This window comes from Corynebacterium liangguodongii (assembly GCF_003070865.1).
GTDB lineage: Bacteria > Actinomycetota > Actinomycetes > Mycobacteriales > Mycobacteriaceae > Corynebacterium > Corynebacterium liangguodongii.
In genome coordinates this window covers 1,153,092-1,167,716 of record NZ_CP026948.1, presented here as the reverse complement: position 1 = coordinate 1,167,716, position 14,625 = coordinate 1,153,092, and the positions used below count along the sequence as shown (strand labels likewise).

14 protein-coding genes are annotated in these 14,625 nt (G+C 63.5%); 10 read left to right on the top strand and 4 right to left on the bottom strand.

Annotated elements, in window-relative coordinates; genetic code table 11:
• The first annotated feature begins 20 nt into the window (after positions 1-20).
• From C3E79_RS05570 to C3E79_RS11330, 5 genes are all read left to right on the top strand, one after another.
• Positions 21-1,214 carry a M18 family aminopeptidase gene (locus C3E79_RS05570; RefSeq protein ID WP_108404021.1) on the top strand — a complete coding sequence of 398 codons (1,194 nt, stop codon included), beginning with the start codon at positions 21-23 and terminating at the stop codon, positions 1,212-1,214.
• Between the two features lie 207 nt (positions 1,215-1,421).
• Positions 1,422-2,255, top strand: coding sequence for a tRNA (adenine-N1)-methyltransferase (locus C3E79_RS05565; RefSeq protein ID WP_108404020.1), 834 nt, complete (start codon positions 1,422-1,424; stop codon positions 2,253-2,255).
• Between the two features lie 20 nt (positions 2,256-2,275).
• Complete coding sequence (arc, locus tag C3E79_RS05560; RefSeq protein ID WP_108404019.1) at positions 2,276-3,772, top strand: proteasome ATPase; 1,497 nt, start codon at positions 2,276-2,278, stop codon at positions 3,770-3,772.
• Positions 3,773-3,860: 88 nt separating this feature from the next.
• Positions 3,861-4,181, top strand: a complete 321-nt coding sequence (locus C3E79_RS11335; RefSeq protein WP_146183366.1) for a hypothetical protein — start codon at positions 3,861-3,863, stop codon at positions 4,179-4,181.
• A 192-nt stretch (positions 4,182-4,373) separates the two neighbouring features.
• On the top strand, positions 4,374-4,577 hold the full coding sequence (locus C3E79_RS11330; protein WP_146183365.1) for a hypothetical protein: 204 nt from the start codon (positions 4,374-4,376) through the stop codon (positions 4,575-4,577).
• A 507-nt stretch (positions 4,578-5,084) separates the two neighbouring features.
• On the opposite strand, the gene pdxR is transcribed toward C3E79_RS11330, so the two are convergent.
• The gene (pdxR, locus tag C3E79_RS05555; protein ID WP_108404018.1) at positions 5,085-6,440 is read right to left on the bottom strand and encodes a MocR-like pyridoxine biosynthesis transcription factor PdxR; all 1,356 of its coding nucleotides are present in this window, start codon (positions 6,438-6,440) and stop codon (positions 5,085-5,087) included.
• A gap of 70 nt (positions 6,441-6,510) precedes the next feature.
• Between pdxR and pdxS the strand changes: the two genes are divergently transcribed.
• Entirely contained in the window at positions 6,511-7,395 is an 885-nt protein-coding gene (gene pdxS / locus C3E79_RS05550; RefSeq protein WP_108404017.1) for a pyridoxal 5'-phosphate synthase lyase subunit PdxS, read from the top strand.
• Between the two features lie 2 nt (positions 7,396-7,397).
• Positions 7,398-7,955 (top strand): pyridoxal 5'-phosphate synthase glutaminase subunit PdxT, encoded by a 558-nt coding sequence (pdxT, locus tag C3E79_RS05545; protein ID WP_199219502.1) that lies wholly within the window; start codon positions 7,398-7,400, stop codon positions 7,953-7,955.
• Positions 7,956-7,958: 3 nt separating this feature from the next.
• Here pdxT and C3E79_RS05540 read toward each other — a convergent pair whose 3' ends face one another.
• The 3 genes from C3E79_RS05540 to C3E79_RS05530 all read right to left on the bottom strand — a co-directional run bounded on the left by C3E79_RS05540 (position 7,959) and on the right by C3E79_RS05530 (position 10,744).
• The gene (locus tag C3E79_RS05540; RefSeq protein ID WP_146183364.1) at positions 7,959-8,597 is read right to left on the bottom strand and encodes a hypothetical protein; all 639 of its coding nucleotides are present in this window, start codon (positions 8,595-8,597) and stop codon (positions 7,959-7,961) included.
• Positions 8,598-8,687: 90 nt separating this feature from the next.
• On the bottom strand, positions 8,688-9,971 hold the full coding sequence (locus C3E79_RS05535) for a hypothetical protein (RefSeq protein WP_108404014.1): 1,284 nt from the start codon (positions 9,969-9,971) through the stop codon (positions 8,688-8,690).
• Positions 9,968-10,744, bottom strand: a complete 777-nt coding sequence (locus tag C3E79_RS05530) for an ABC transporter ATP-binding protein (RefSeq protein WP_108404013.1) — start codon at positions 10,742-10,744, stop codon at positions 9,968-9,970. Before C3E79_RS05530 ends, C3E79_RS05535 begins: the two co-directional genes overlap by 4 nt.
• Before the next feature lie 821 nt (positions 10,745-11,565).
• Here C3E79_RS05530 and dop point away from each other — a divergent pair.
• From dop to pafA, 3 genes are read left to right on the top strand one after another with little or no spacing between them, the layout of a single operon-like run.
• Positions 11,566-13,053: a depupylase/deamidase Dop gene (dop, locus tag C3E79_RS05525; RefSeq protein WP_108404012.1), complete on the top strand. Its 1,488-nt coding sequence runs from the start codon at positions 11,566-11,568 to the stop codon at positions 13,051-13,053.
• Between the two features lie 2 nt (positions 13,054-13,055).
• Positions 13,056-13,235 carry a ubiquitin-like protein Pup gene (locus C3E79_RS05520; protein WP_108404011.1) on the top strand — a complete coding sequence of 60 codons (180 nt, stop codon included), beginning with the start codon at positions 13,056-13,058 and terminating at the stop codon, positions 13,233-13,235.
• A 21-nt stretch (positions 13,236-13,256) separates the two neighbouring features.
• Positions 13,257-14,615 (top strand): Pup--protein ligase, encoded by a 1,359-nt coding sequence (gene pafA, locus C3E79_RS05515; RefSeq protein ID WP_108405076.1) that lies wholly within the window; start codon positions 13,257-13,259, stop codon positions 14,613-14,615.
• The last annotated feature ends 10 nt before the right edge of the window (positions 14,616-14,625 follow it).

The following is a 14,625-nucleotide window of genomic DNA, read 5'->3' as shown; positions in this document are numbered from 1 at the left end:
AACCATCTTAGAGTGGAGGCATGATTCGCGACTTTCTCAGGTTCCTCGACGCGAGCCCGTCCGCTTTCCACGCCGCCAGTGGCATCGCGCGCATGCTTGCCGACGCCGGGTTCGCCCCCGATCACGGCACCGCCCCCGGCGGGCACGTCGTAGTCGACGGCGGGGCGGTCATCGCCTGGTGGGTCCCCGACAACCCTCGCCCGCGGGTGCGGCTCGTCGGCGCTCACACGGATTCCCCGGGGCTAATGGTCAAGCCGCACCCAGATGTTGAGCGTGAAGGTTTCCAGCAGGTCGCCGTCGAGGTCTACGGCGGCCCGATCCTCGCGAGCTGGTTCGACCGCGACCTCCGCTTCGCCGGACGCGTTGTGCTTGCCGACGGCACCGAGAGGCTCGTCGACACCGGCGCGATCGCCCGCGTGCCTAACCTCGCCATCCACCTCTACCGCGGGGATACCCCGGAGATTGACCGGCAGGCCCACACCCAGCCGGTGCTCTTCGATAACCGACCGTTTTCCCAGGTACTTGGTGAGGCAGCTGGGGTGGCCCCCGAGCGCATCGACGCCCACGAGCTGATCTGCGCCGACACCCAACCCGCCACGATCGTGGGGAATGCGATCGTGGCGGGCCGGCTCGACAACCTCACCAGCGTGTGGGCCGGTGTGCAGGCGCTTATCGCCGCGCGGGAAGGCGCCCGGGACATCCTGGTGTTCGCCGCTTTCAACCACGAGGAGGTCGGCTCGGCCTCCGTCACGGGCGCGGGCGGACCGCTGCTCGAGCGCGTGTTGGCACGGTTGGCTGAAAGCGTGGGCGACCCCATCGACTTCTACTCGGCCTCCCGTGCGGTCTCCGCCGACGCCGCGCATTCGGTCCACCCGAACTACCCGCACAAGCACGATCCCACCCACCGGCCGCTGCTGGGCCGCGGCCCGGTGCTCAAGGTCAACGCTAACCAGCGCTACGCCTCCGATGCCGTGACGCAGGGGGAGTGGCTCCGCGCCTGCCGGGCGGCGGGCGTGCCGGTGCAGACGTTCGTCGGCCACAACGATGTGCCCTGTGGATCGACCATCGGGCCGATCTCCTCGACTAGGCTCGGGATCCCCACCGTCGACGTGGGCGTGCCGCTGCTGTCGATGCACTCGGCGCGCGAGCAGGCGGACAGACGCGACATGGAATGGTTTGTCGCCGCGCTCACATCATTCCTCGCGGGGGAGTAGTCCCTCGGAAACCGCCCGCCGACACCCCCATGTCGACGGGCGGTCCCGACCCCCCGATTTCCGGATCACCCCTGGATCCGCACTCAGATTTTATGTTTCGCTGAGGATACTACCACGCGGCGTTTACCACGCAACCGCAGCGCTTGATACCTCCGTGCCAGGGGCGATGCGTTAGTCTTAAGCGTCCACAGCCAGCAAAGGAGTCCCATGTATTCCGGCCCATTCCAACCCGGCGACAAGGTGCAGCTCACCGACGCCAAACGCCGCCACTTCACCATAGAGCTCGTCGCCGGCGGGCAGTTCCACACGCACAAGGGCATCGTCTCCCACGACGACATCATCGGGGCGGACGAGGGGAGCGTCGTCAAGAGCTCGCTCGGCTCTGACTACCTGTGCTTTAGGCACCTGCTGGTGGACCACGTGCTGTCCATGCCGCGCGGGGCGGCGGTGATCTACCCCAAAGACGCGGCCCAGATCCTCGTCGAGGGCGACATCTTTATGGGCGCCCGCGTGCTTGAGGCCGGAGCTGGCTCGGGCGCGCTGACAATGTCGCTGCTTCGCGCCGTGGGCCAGGAGGGCAAGGTGTTTTCCTACGAGATCCGCGAGGACCACTTCGCCTACGCCCGCGACAACGTGCGCGAGTACTTCGGTAAGGAGCCGCAGTGGTGGGAGCCGCGCCTCGGGGATTTCGGCGCGGTCACCCGCGAGGACCTCGGCGGGCCCGTGGACAGGCTCATCCTCGACATGGTCGAGCCGTGGTTGTTTATCGACACCGTGAAAGACCTGCTCATCCCCGGCGGGGTGTTCATGACCTACGTGGCCACGGTGCCGCAGCTGATGAACATCATGGAGGCGATCCGCGGGGCGCAGTGCTTCACGGAGCCGCGCGCGTGGGAGACCCTCCTGCGCGAGTGGAAGGTCGAGGGCCTGGCCACCCGGCCCGAGCACCGCATGAACGCGCACACGGCGTTTCTTGTCTGGACGCGCAGGCTTGCCGACGGCACTACACCGCCGCGTCCCCAGCGCAAGGCGCGCCGATAGCCCCGCGCTAGGCTGGCCTTATGGACAACGAGATGCGCGAACTCCAGCGGGAGATCCAGGCGATGGGGGCGCGCAACAAGCGCCTCGCCGAGCTGCTGAAAGCCTCCCGGGACAAACTGGCGGACCTGCACGCGCAGCTCGAGTCCCTGGAGGAGCCCGCCAACCCCTACGGGATCTACCTCTCGGGCTCGCGCACGAAGCTCGAGGCGGACGTGTTCACCTCGGGCCGGCGAATGAGAGTGAAGGTCTCACCCAACGTCGAGCCCGGCACCCTCGTTCCCGGCGCCCTCGTCAGGCTGGGCGAGGGAACCATCGTGGTGGAGGCCTGCGGCTTCGACGATTCCGGGCAGCTCGGCACGATGGTCGAGCGCATCGGGCGCGACCGCGCAGTCGTGGCGGACCAGCAGGGCGCGGAGTCGTTGATCCACCTCGCGCAGCCGCTAATCGATACCGCGCGCTCCGGCGACACGCTGCTGTTCGACCCCCGTGTCGGCTTCGCCTTTGAGCGGGTGCCGAAGACCGAGGTCAACCAGCTCTCTCTCGAGGAGGTCCCAGACGTGACCTACGACGACATCGGCGGTCTCGCATCGCAGATCGAGACGATCAAGGACTCCGTCGAGCTGCCGTTTTCCCACCCGGAGCTCTACCGCGACTACGACCTCGCGCCACCGAAGGGCCTTTTGCTCTACGGTCCACCCGGTTGCGGCAAAACGCTCATCGCCAAGGCCGTGGCAAACTCCCTGTCTCACCGGATCGGCGACGGCGGCTCCGCCCACTTCATCAACGTGAAGGGCCCGGAGCTGCTCAACAAGTTCGTCGGCGAGACCGAGCGGCGCATCCGCCTCATCTTCGAGCGCGCCCGCGAGCTGGCCTCGGATGGTCGCCCGGTCATCGTGTTTTTCGACGAGATGGAGTCCATCTTCCGCACCCGCGGCTCAGGGGTGTCCTCGGACATGGAGACGACGGTGGTGCCGCAGCTGCTCACGGAGATCGACGGCGTGGAGGGCATCGCCAACGTCATCGTCATCGGCGCGACGAACCGCGAGGAGCTCATCGACCCGGCGATCCTCCGCCCGGGCCGCCTCGACATCAAGATCCGCGTCTCGCGGCCCACTCGCGAGGAGGCCCGCGACATCTTCTCCCGCTACCTCACCGATTCCGTCCCGCACGCGGAGCCCATCCCGGCGCTTATCGACGCCGCCGTCGACGCCCTTTTCGCACCTCGCCCCTTCGTCCGCCTCGAGCTTGTCGACGGTACCGCCGAGGTGCTCCACTACCGCGATTTCGTCTCCGGCGCGATGATCGCCAACATCGTCGATCGCGCCAAGAAGCTCGCTATCAAGGAGCACATCGCGGGGGCGTCGACAAGCGGGGTGACTGTCGAGCACATGCGCGCCGCGGTGCGTGCGGAGCAGGACGAGAGCGAGGACCTGCCCAACACCGCGAACCCCGACGAGTGGGCGCGGATCACTGGTCGGCAGGGGCGGCGCGTCGTCGCGGCGGAGGTTCTGGGGTAACGAATCAGATCGTGTAACGGTGTGCCGTCTACGAAAATCGTTTTCAACTATCCCTTGACATGCCCCCCCAGAGAGTTAGCGTGAGGACATGAGGAAATTCACACCGCTTTTTATTGCCACCTGCCTGTTGTTTACACAGGCATCCGAAGCTGCAGCAGACGAAATCCCTGAATCGGTAACCGTCATTGATCCACAATCGGGCACTCTGGAAGTCACAGGGCAAGCAAACCGGGACTCCGCTGAACAAGCAACTGACCCATATAAGATAGACTCGTGGACCGACGGAGCACGATTCTCTCAAAAGATTCGGATCGATGGACCGAACTCACCCTCAGAGTACCTCTTCATGTTTGACCATCCTTCAGGCATCAACTTGGTCCAAAACAGCGACGGGTCGGTCACTCTCTAAAGCGAGGCTGGCGAAGTCCTGGGGTCCATTTCCGCACCATGGGCGGTTGACGCTTCCGGCAAAAATGTTCCCACTAAATACGAAATAGTTGATGGGGGAATAGTCCAATCCATTGCGCTTTCGGACGAGATATCCTATCCTGTAGTTGCTGATCCAGAAGGTGTGTGGGGCTGGAGCAAATGTGTCGCTTCCGTGACGGCCATCATTGCTGCCCCCGTAGGAGCCGCAGTAAAACTGGCAAAGTTCGTGAAAACCATCGGCAATGTCAAGGAGGCGATGCAGCTGCTAACTGGCGCAACAACTAACGCGGAGCGCCTGCAAGCGGGGCTTGACGCAGCCGGCGCTACTGCATCCGAATTGCTGGGGATTACTGCAGTTAGAGAAAACTGTGCTTAACGTGCGCTGAGGAGGATTAATGCGTAATAAGCTTCTAAAATCGTTTGTCGTTGTTCTTATAGTGGGAAGCCTTTGCATAGCACTTTCCGACGGCCCGAGTAGTGCACTTGCGATCATCGGGTTTATCAGCATCGGCTTTTCGCTCGCATTGCTTGTTTTCGGTCTATCATGGCGGTCAGGCGGAAGCGCAGCAAATGTCGTACTGCCAGAAGAGGAACAACTCATCCTCAAACGAGTTAAAGCGGAAGAGGGGCCAACTGCAGCCATTAGGGCTCTCCGAGAAAGCCGACCAGGAGTCAGCATAGTGCAGGCCCGCACTTTGATTGACACCTTGCATTAATTTGTATTGTTTGCGGCAAAATGGTGCATAATTGATTACGTCGTTCAGTGATTCATAAACACGGCGCTCGATTATTGATAACTAGACTTCAAGTAGTTTTCTGCGAGCGCCAGTCCGCTTTGTTAATTCATTGCCGTTCGCATGCCTCCTACGCAATGGATAGAGAGCTATCCCTCGCCTGATATCTTCCTTATCGCGCCCACCGCGGCGTCGAAGTCCCGCTGGCTCAGGTGCCCGAAGCTGATCAAGATCCCCTCCGGTGACCCGGCGTCGACGTGGCCGCATTCGACCCCTCCTGCAGTGAGCCGGTTTTTGAACTGTTCCTGCGCTGCGCCGTCGCCGAACCGAACGAGTAGGTCGACGCCGAGGACCTCCTCTCGCTCGATTTCGGTGGCCCCATTCCTGCGCAACGCGGGCACAACCTGCGCGCTGACGATGTCTTTTCGCTCTGCAAGCCGCTTGTGCACCGCCCTCGTGGTGCGCCGCACGTGCCCGCCTTCGAGGAGGTTAGCGATGGCGTGTTGGGTGACGGGGGAGACCGGCATGCCGAGCATCTCTCGCGTCCGGCGCAGCGCCCCTACCGCCGCAGCGCCGGCAACGACGTAGCCCGCGCTGAACTGCTTGCTCAACAGCGTCGTGAACGTGCCCAGCGTGATCACGGTGGCGTCGGTGGAAAGCGTGGCCAAGGGCGGCTGCGGGGAGATGCGGTAGCGCAGCTCGCTGTTGAAATCATCCTCGATGACAACCACCCCGCGGCTAGCCGCCCATTCGAGCAGTTCAGCGCGCCGCGGCGCCGGCATCGCCCCGCCGAGCGGGTAGAGGTGCGAGGGCGTTACCAACAGGGCGTCGAGGTCGTCCGGAAGCGCCTCGACCACAACCCCACGCGCGTCGTTGCGGCACGTCACGGGCGTGTGTCCCGCGAGGGGGATGATCGTGTGCAGCCCGGGGTGGCCTGGGTCCTCCACGCCCACGCGCAGACTGCGGCCCAATGACATGAGGATGAGCAGTAGTCCGTCGCGTGAACCGCCGGTCACGAGCACGGTGCCCGGGTCGACGGTGAGGCCGCGGGCGAGCCGGAGGTGCTCCGCGATGGCGCCGCGCAGCCTCGGCTCTCCCGACTTGTCGAGGTCCCGAGCTGGGGCATCCGCGGCCTCCCGCCAGGCACGGCGCCACGCGGCGGTGCCGATCGTTCCGGCATGTCCGGAGGAAGGGCGCAAGGAGATTGTCCTTTGCTGCGAGGGGCGCGTGGGTGCGGGGGAGTGGGGCGCCACAGCTGCGCGGCGGGGCAGGCAGGGGTGCACGACGGTCGGCGCGCCCTGCGCCGTAAGGAGGAAGCCCTCGGCGACGAGCTGGTCGTAGGCGGCCACGACGCTGCCGCGCGAGACCCCGAGCTGGCGGGCGAGCTCGCGGGTGGAGGGCACCTTGTCGCCAGCGGCGAGCTTCCCGGAGCCAAACAGCGTGCGCATGCCGGTCGCGATCTGGTTCGGCAAGGAGGTTGGAAGGGAGCGATCGACGGTAAACATAAACTGGTCCAAAATAATCGCGGGTTACTGGCCCTTGCAATCTACCAGTTGCGAGCGCACCCTGGAACGCATGACCGATACCACTGTGAAATCTGGACTGGCCCAAATGCTCAAGGGCGGGGTGATCATGGACGTCGTCACGCCCGAGCAGGCTCGCATCGCCGAAGATGCCGGCGCCGTGGCCGTCATGGCGCTCGAGCGCGTGCCCGCCGACATCCGCGCCCAGGGCGGGGTGGCCCGCATGTCGGACCCCGACCTCATCGAAGCGATCACCTCCGCCGTGGATATTCCCGTCATGGCCAAGGCCCGCATCGGCCACACGGTCGAGGCCCGCATCCTCGAGCACCTCGGCGTCGACTACATCGACGAGTCCGAGGTGTTAAGCCCCGCCGACTACGTCAACCACATTGACAAGCGCCCGTTTACCGTGCCTTTCGTCTGCGGCGCGACCAACTTGGGCGAAGCTTTGCGACGCATCAACGAGGGCGCCGCCATGATCCGCTCCAAGGGAGAGGCAGGCACCGGGGATGTCTCCGAGGCCACCAAGCACATCCGCACCATCAAGGCGGAGATCGCCCGGCTGCAGTCCCTGTGGAACTCCAGCCGCGACGAGCTCTACGTCGCCGCCAAGGAGCTGCAGGCGCCCTACGACCTCGTCGCATACGTCGCCGAGCACGGGGAGCTTCCCGTAGTTCTCTTTACCGCCGGCGGCGTGGCGACGCCTGCCGACGCCGCTTTGATGATGCAGCTCGGCGCCGACGGCGTCTTCGTCGGCTCCGGCATCTTCAAGTCCGGCAACCCGGCCGCCCGCGCGGCGGCCATCGTAAAGGCCACCGCCGCCTGGGACGACATCGCGGCCGTCACGGAGGCCTCCCGCGGCCTCGGCGAGGCCATGGTGGGCATCAACGTCGCCGACGTGCCCGCACCGCACCGCCTGGCGGAGCGCGGATGGTAAGGATCGGCGTCCTGGCGCTGCAGGGCGGCGTGCGCGAGCACGCAGAGATGCTTAAATCCCTCGGCGCTGAGGTCGCGCTGCTGCGCCGCTTCGACGACGTCGACGGACTGGTCATCCCGGGAGGCGAGTCCTCGACAATCGACCGGCTGCTGCGCATCTTCGGCCAGCGCGAAGCCTTCGCCGCCGCGCTGCGCGACGGGCTTCCGGTGCTCGGCACCTGCGCGGGGCTCATCACGCTGGCCACCGAGATCGAGGACCCGGCGCCGGGGCAGGAGGGCCTGGGCGTGATCCCGATGCGAGTGCGCCGCAACGCGTTCGGGCGTCAGGTCAATAGCGCCGTCGAGCGCATCGACACCGCTTACGGGACGGTCGAGGCCGCCTACATCCGCGCGCCGGAGGTCTTAAGCGTCGGCGACGGGGTCGAGGTCATCGCCACCAAAGGCGGGCGCATCGTGGGCGTCGAGACGCGCAGCGCTCTGGCGGTGAGCTTTCACCCGGAGCTGACGGGGGATACGACGATCCACGCGAGGTTTGTGGAAAAGGTGCGCGTCCGTAATTGATCGCTACTTGTCTTCGCGCGCTGCCACGGCACTTGCCCCGGCGGTCCGAAATTCGACGAGGAATGCGGCGAGGAAGACCACAGCGGTCGTCCCGATGTGCGGCCACGACACCCAGGGACCTTCCTCTTCCAGGATGTCGAAGGGCCATGGGCTCAAGTCGTAGGTAAACAGTAGAGGCGAGTTAGCAAGCATCCACAACACAATCGAGGCAATCACCCCGCGCAGCTTGCCCAGGAGGGTGATAGCGATACCTGCGATAGCGAGAAGTAGCAGGCTATTGTTCACTATCAGTTCCGACTCTGGTCCTCCGCCCTCGCTCGATAAGAGAACTCTCGTAAATGATTGCATTTCCAAGAAATACGCAACCTTCACCTGATATGCAGCGAAGCTCGCAACCCCTGCAACAAGAAGCGCCGCAGTCGCATAACGCCCCACCGCCAGCCATTGCGCCCGAATTCTTCGCAGATCCACATCCGGCATGCGGGGTGCGGCAAGCGCGACAGCGCATACCGCATAGAGCAGCGGGACGATTTCGCTTGCGGTAATAACGTACGGGTCGATGGACGATGGGCCGACGTGAAACGTGATGTCCCTCAAAAATCGAACCATGATCGCGCACACACCGGCGAGAGCGATTAGCACGGTCCAGGGGGTAGATAAGAAAACGCTCCGGTGCGGCATCGATTCTCCTTAACTGCTCGGTGAGCGGGTGCACTAGGCAGCACCGAGACCTCAAAACATCTCGTACGTGCCTCGACACGAGGTAATTGCGTCCCAGTTGTCTAAAATGAGCCGATCCGCGACGTCTATGGGAAGCTGGGACAGCTCATCTGCTGGGCCTGTTAACGCTTCTCCGGAGTCGCTAAAAGCCTTATAGAAGGCACCGTTTTCAGCGACCACCTTGGAATACGCGCCGGTGGTGTTGAGGATGTACACACCCACCCTGTCGATGACGAAGGCCCCCTCTGACGTAGGATCAGTACAGTTTTCGATGCCGAGACCGCTGAGCACGTACTGGCCGACGTCTATACGCCGCTGATCTCCCCGGATCTGGAAGTGATCGTAGTCGCTTTGAGTCATGATGCGGAACGAATCTGTGGCTGCGAGAGACTTCTCTGCGGGAATGTAGGCTTCCACGGCTGACACGTCGTCGACCGCGCGTCTCAGGCCAGGCGCGTCGGCGGCGTTCACGCAGACTTCGGTTCCCCGTGCCGTGAATTCGCACACATCATTGTCGACGATGTCGACAGATCCCGCAAGGAGTTGCCCGGCTGCGGCAACACCGACGATGCCCGTAAAAGCCGCGGCGCTCGCGGCCATGGCCATCCTCGACGCCTCCACGACAAAGCTCACAAGTGCCAGGCTCAGGCAGGCGACGAGCAGACAGACCAGAGCAGACGCACTAGCGTTTCTCGGCTCGATGAGATCGATTGGTCTAATACCAGCACCTAGGTTGATGGGAGCGGCAGCCCACGCCCACGAGGAATTGGCCGCGAGCGCGACCAGGAAGTATGTCAAGAGCAGCGCGACAACAGCCGAGATAACCGGATGGAATGACCTGAGCAAGATGCCGAGCAGCGCTGCCAGCGATGCAATCGTGACCAAAAAGGAGATACACGCGAGAAAGCCAAGACCAAATCCACCTATCGAGGCGTGGCCCTGGCCTATGCCCACAATGACTGTCGGGAGAAATCCAAGGCCTATACCAAGCGCAATGATGACAGCGGGAACTACTATGAGCTGGAGAATCTGTCGGTGGATGGGATGTTTTCCCAGGACAGACGCAGAGTTAATCCCCGGGGCAGTGAGCGCAGCTACGTTAAAAGCCGACACCACGGCGAGGGCAAACGCGAGGAAACACGTTGCCTCGCGAAGCTGCAACGCGACGTCAGGCCAGCGGAGATAGTCAAATCCAAGTTCCTTGGTGGCGAACCACAATGACGTCGCGACGCTGGACACCACGAGAACGATTCCGAGCAAGAGCATGGCGGGGGAGCCCAGCTTCCTCACGATCATGATGCGCTGCCTTTGTCGGCGGAGGTGTTTGCCACGTGCGTGAGAGCGAGTTCAAGGTCGTCGTGAGTCAAATCCGCGTCTTGCGACTGCATCGCTGCTTCGACAAGTTCATTCCAGGATCCCTCGTAGGCCGCACGACCTGCGTTCATGGCAATCACGCGCTGGGCCAGCGTGGCCACATCATCCGCAAGGTGAGTGGAAAAGACAACGGTTGCCGTGCTCGCTACCTGGTTGAGGATCTTCCGTACCTCGATCCGCGCCTGCGGGTCCAGCCCCGCGGTGGGCTCATCTAAGAACAGGATCTCCGGCTCATGCATCAGCGCTGCCGCAATTCCTATCCGCCGATTCTGCCCGCCCGAGAGAGAACCAATCCGAGCATTGACGGCATCGGGCAAATCAACGAGTTCGAGCACTTCGGGTATCCGCGTGAGATAGCGCTTGCGGTCAAGCCCCGCAACCCAGCCAGCATATGCCAGGACGTCCTTGCAGGACATCGTTGAGACGAAACGGACATCCTGTGGAACATACCCAATGCGCAGCCGGTACAGGGCCCGCGCCTTGCCCTCAATGACGTTTCCATTCAGGCGGAAGCTTCCTCGACTCGCCGACTCAATCGTGCAGAGGATGCGCATCAGCGTCGACTTTCCGCTGCCGTTCGAGCCGATCAGGGCCGTAACGCCGGCAGGGAACCTCACCGATACATCCTTCAGCGCCTCAATGGTCCGGCCGCGGGTCCGGTAGACCTTGGACAGAGTGTGTGTCTCGATCAGCACAGACGTTGCTCCATTCTTGGCGACCTGGCGAGTGCATTAGTAGCACACTGTGGAGTTGTCTCCTCTCAGCTGTAACCCGGTACTACTCACAACCTTTCCGTAGTAGGCCCCGCGCCCTTGACAAGCTCCGAAGGCACGGACAATCTGATTTCCTGAACCAGTCACCTTCCCGAGAAGTGGATCAGGGCGAAGGCTGAGGTCTTTCCGCAATTCGACGTTAAACGACGCGTAGTTAGTGCAGTTTTCGCGCCCACCTTGAATGCCAAGCCAGTTCGATGAGGTGTCCCATCCGATATCCCAGACTACGAGACGACACGTTCCTGCTCCACCGGTTGCTTGAAGTGCGAAAGGCGTGATGAGCGGAGAATCCGCTGCATCGGGCGAAGTTAATGCTGGAGCGTCCTTATCAGAAACCGACGCAGACGGTTCAAGGGACCATGAGTTAGGGAGGGCGGAGGTAGCGAAGCCTCCCGCGGCGTGCGCAGCCGGGGCGCCGAGCGCTCCGAGTACAAAAGATAGTGCTAAGGCTATTACAGAATGCCTCTTAGACATGACTTTCCTTTCGAGGGTGGGTATGGAGAGGACTGCCGTCTTCGCCTTTAGAGCTTTCCGATTGTGACAGCGATTTTCACCATAACACATACAGGTGTTGCGGAACCACGATTGGTCGACCGCCGAGTGTGGTATAGCTCACATACCCTTTGCCTTAGGGCAGGCCCCAGATACCGGCAACCCGCCGTGTTACGAAGCGTCTACACTTAATGCCTAACAATCCGACCCCCACCTTGGCAGAACGGATGGCTGAACATACAAACCGCTACATGGGCACTGAAACCGAGTACGGCATCACCTGCCCGGACGGCCCGAGCCTGAGCCCGATTATCACCTCGACCCACGCCGTCGTGGCCTACGCCGCGATGCGGACCACGGCGCGCTCCCGCTGGGATTACGAGGCCGAGCACCCCTTGAAAGACGCCCGCGGGTTCGACCTCAAGCGCTACCACACGGTTCCCGTCGTCGACGCCAATGCGATGGGGGTGGCCAACGTGGTCACGGCCAACGGTGCGCGCTTCTATGTAGACCACGCCCACCCGGAATACTCCTCGCCGGAGGTCTCCAACGCGTGGGACGCGATGATCTATGACGCCGCAGGCGATATCGTCTTAAACGACGCTGCCGCCATCATCACAGACTTGCACAATCAGCAGGTGAGCGTGCTCAAGGACAAGGCGCCGTGCCCGCCGCTGAAGTTCTACAAAAACAACGTCGACGGCAAGGGCGCCTCCTACGGCAGCCACGAGAACTACCAATACTCCCGGCACACCGACTTTGGCCGCCTCGCCCAAGCGCTCATCCCGTTCTTTGTCACCCGCCAGGTCTTAATCGGCGCCGGGCGCGTCGGCATCGGACAGGAAAGCGAGCGCGAAGGCTTTCAGATCTCCCAGCGCGCCGACTACGTCGAGCAGCAAATCAGCCTGGAGACGACGCTGAACCGCGGCATCATCAACACCCGCGACGAACCGCACGCCGACGAAACGCGCTTCCGCCGGCTCCACGTCATCGTCGGCGACGCGAATATGAGCCAGTACTCCACCTTCTTGAAGCTCGGCATGACCAAGCTCGTGCTCGACGCCATCGAGGCCGGCGTCGACTTTAGCGATCTGGCGCTGAAAGACCCAGTCGCCGAGATCAGGGCGGTCTCGCACGACCCCACCTGCCGCCACGAGCTTGTGCTTGACGACGCCCGCCGCATGAGCGCCATCGACATCCTGCGCGTCTACCGCTCGAGGGTGGTGCCGGGGGGAGGCGTCGACAAGCGAGTGCTCGAGCTGTGGGGCGAACTTCTCGACGACCTCGAGCGCGATCCGCTATCGACAGCCGACCGTCTCGACTGGACCGCGAAGTACGCGCTCGTGCTGGGGTACCTGCGCCGCGGCGTGGACATCGCAGACCCAAAGCTCAAGGCGCTTGACCTGCAGTACGCCGACATCGACCCTGCGTCATCGCTGCATCACGCGCTGGTTTGCACGGGCCGAATGAAGACGCTGGCCAGCCCCGACGCAATTGCCCGCGCCGCGGCCCACCCGCCCGAGGATTCTCGCGCGTACCTCCGCGGCATGCTCAGCACCCGCTTCGGCGAGCGCGTGCTGGCGTCGAACTGGCAATCCGTGCTACTGGAGACCGAACGGGGGCCCGTGCGCCTCCAGCTAGACGACGTCAACCGCTTCGGCCGGGCGGAGGTCGGCGAGCTAATTGAGAAGGCACGCTCCGTAGACGAGGTCCTCGACGCGCTAGCGGGTAGGCTCTAGGCATGGCGCAACAACAGATTCACGGCTCCCAGCCGGGCCCCGAGGACGAAAGCGAGCTCGAACAGGGCCAGGCGCAGATCAACACCTCGGGCACCGACGACCTACTCGACGAGATTGACGCGCTGCTCGACACCAACGCCGAGGAGTTCGTCCGCTCCTACGTGCAAAAGGGCGGTCAGTAACCCGTGTTCGCCCGCCGCATCATGGGCGTGGAGACGGAATTTGGCATCACCGCCGTGCGAGACGGCTCTCCCGTGCTCAGCCCCGAGGAGGTCGCGCGCTACCTGTTTCGCCCGGTGGTGGCCAAGCACCGCAGCTCGAACATCTTCACCCCCAACGCCTCCCGGCTCTACCTCGACGTCGGGGCGCACCCCGAATACGCCACCGCCGAATGCGATTCGCTGACCCAGCTGCTCAACAGCGACAAGGCGGGCGAGCTTATCTTCGACCGGCTCGCCGTGCAGGCAGAGGCCGCCCTAGAGCGCGAGCGCATTGGCGGGGAGATCTACCTGTTTAAAAATAACGTCGATTCGCGCGGCAACTCCTACGGAGCGCACGAGAACTACCTCGTCGGCCGCGCGCTCGCGCTCAAGCCCTTCTCCCTGCTGCTTATGCCGCACCTTATTACCCGGCAGCTCATCTGCGGGGCCGGCATCATCAAAAACGGCCGCTTCCTCATCTCGCAGCGCGCCGACCAGGTTTGGGAGTCGGTCTCCAGCGCCACGACGCGCACCCGGCCCATCGTCAACACCCGCGACGAGCCGCACGCAGACTCCCACCGGTTCCGGCGCATGCACGTCATCGTGGGCGATTCGAACATGTCGGAGCCGACCTTCGCGCTCAAGATCGGTTCGACCCTGCTGGTCCTCGAGATGCTCGAGGCGGGCTTCGATATGCCAACCTTCGAGCTGGATAACCCGATCGAGTACATCCGGGACATCGCCGCCGACCCGACCGGGCGCACCGAGCTGCGCTTGAAGGATGGCACCACGGCCACGGCGCTGGACATCCAGCGGGAAACCTGCGCCGCCGCGCGCCGCTGGCTGTCCCACCGACCCGACGAGGGGACACCGACTGCCGAGCTGATGGGCGTCGTCACGCTGTGGGAACGCGTCCTCTACGCGATTGAGACCCAGGACTTTAGCGGCGTCGACCGCGAGGTCGACTGGATGATCAAGCTCAGGCTGCTCACGCAGTTCAAGGAGCGCTTGGGGTGCGAATGGTCCCACCCCAAGCTCGCCCAGATCGACCTCGCCTACCACGACATCCGCCGCACGCGCGGGCTGTTCTACCTGCTGCAGAGCAAAGGCCTAGCCACACGCTGGACCACCGACGAGGCCATTGAGGCCGCCGTGTCCACGCCTCCGCAGACCACCCGCGCCACGCTGCGCGCACGCTTCCTCGCCGCGGCCGATGAGCTCGGCGCCCAGGTCAACGTCGACTGGGTCCACCTTAAGGCGAACCGCCCCGAGCCGCGCACCGTCGCGCTGCCCGACCCGTTTTCCGCCAGCAACGAGGCGGTCGATGATTTAATCTCGTATATGATCTCTCATTCGGACTAAACGGCAGGTG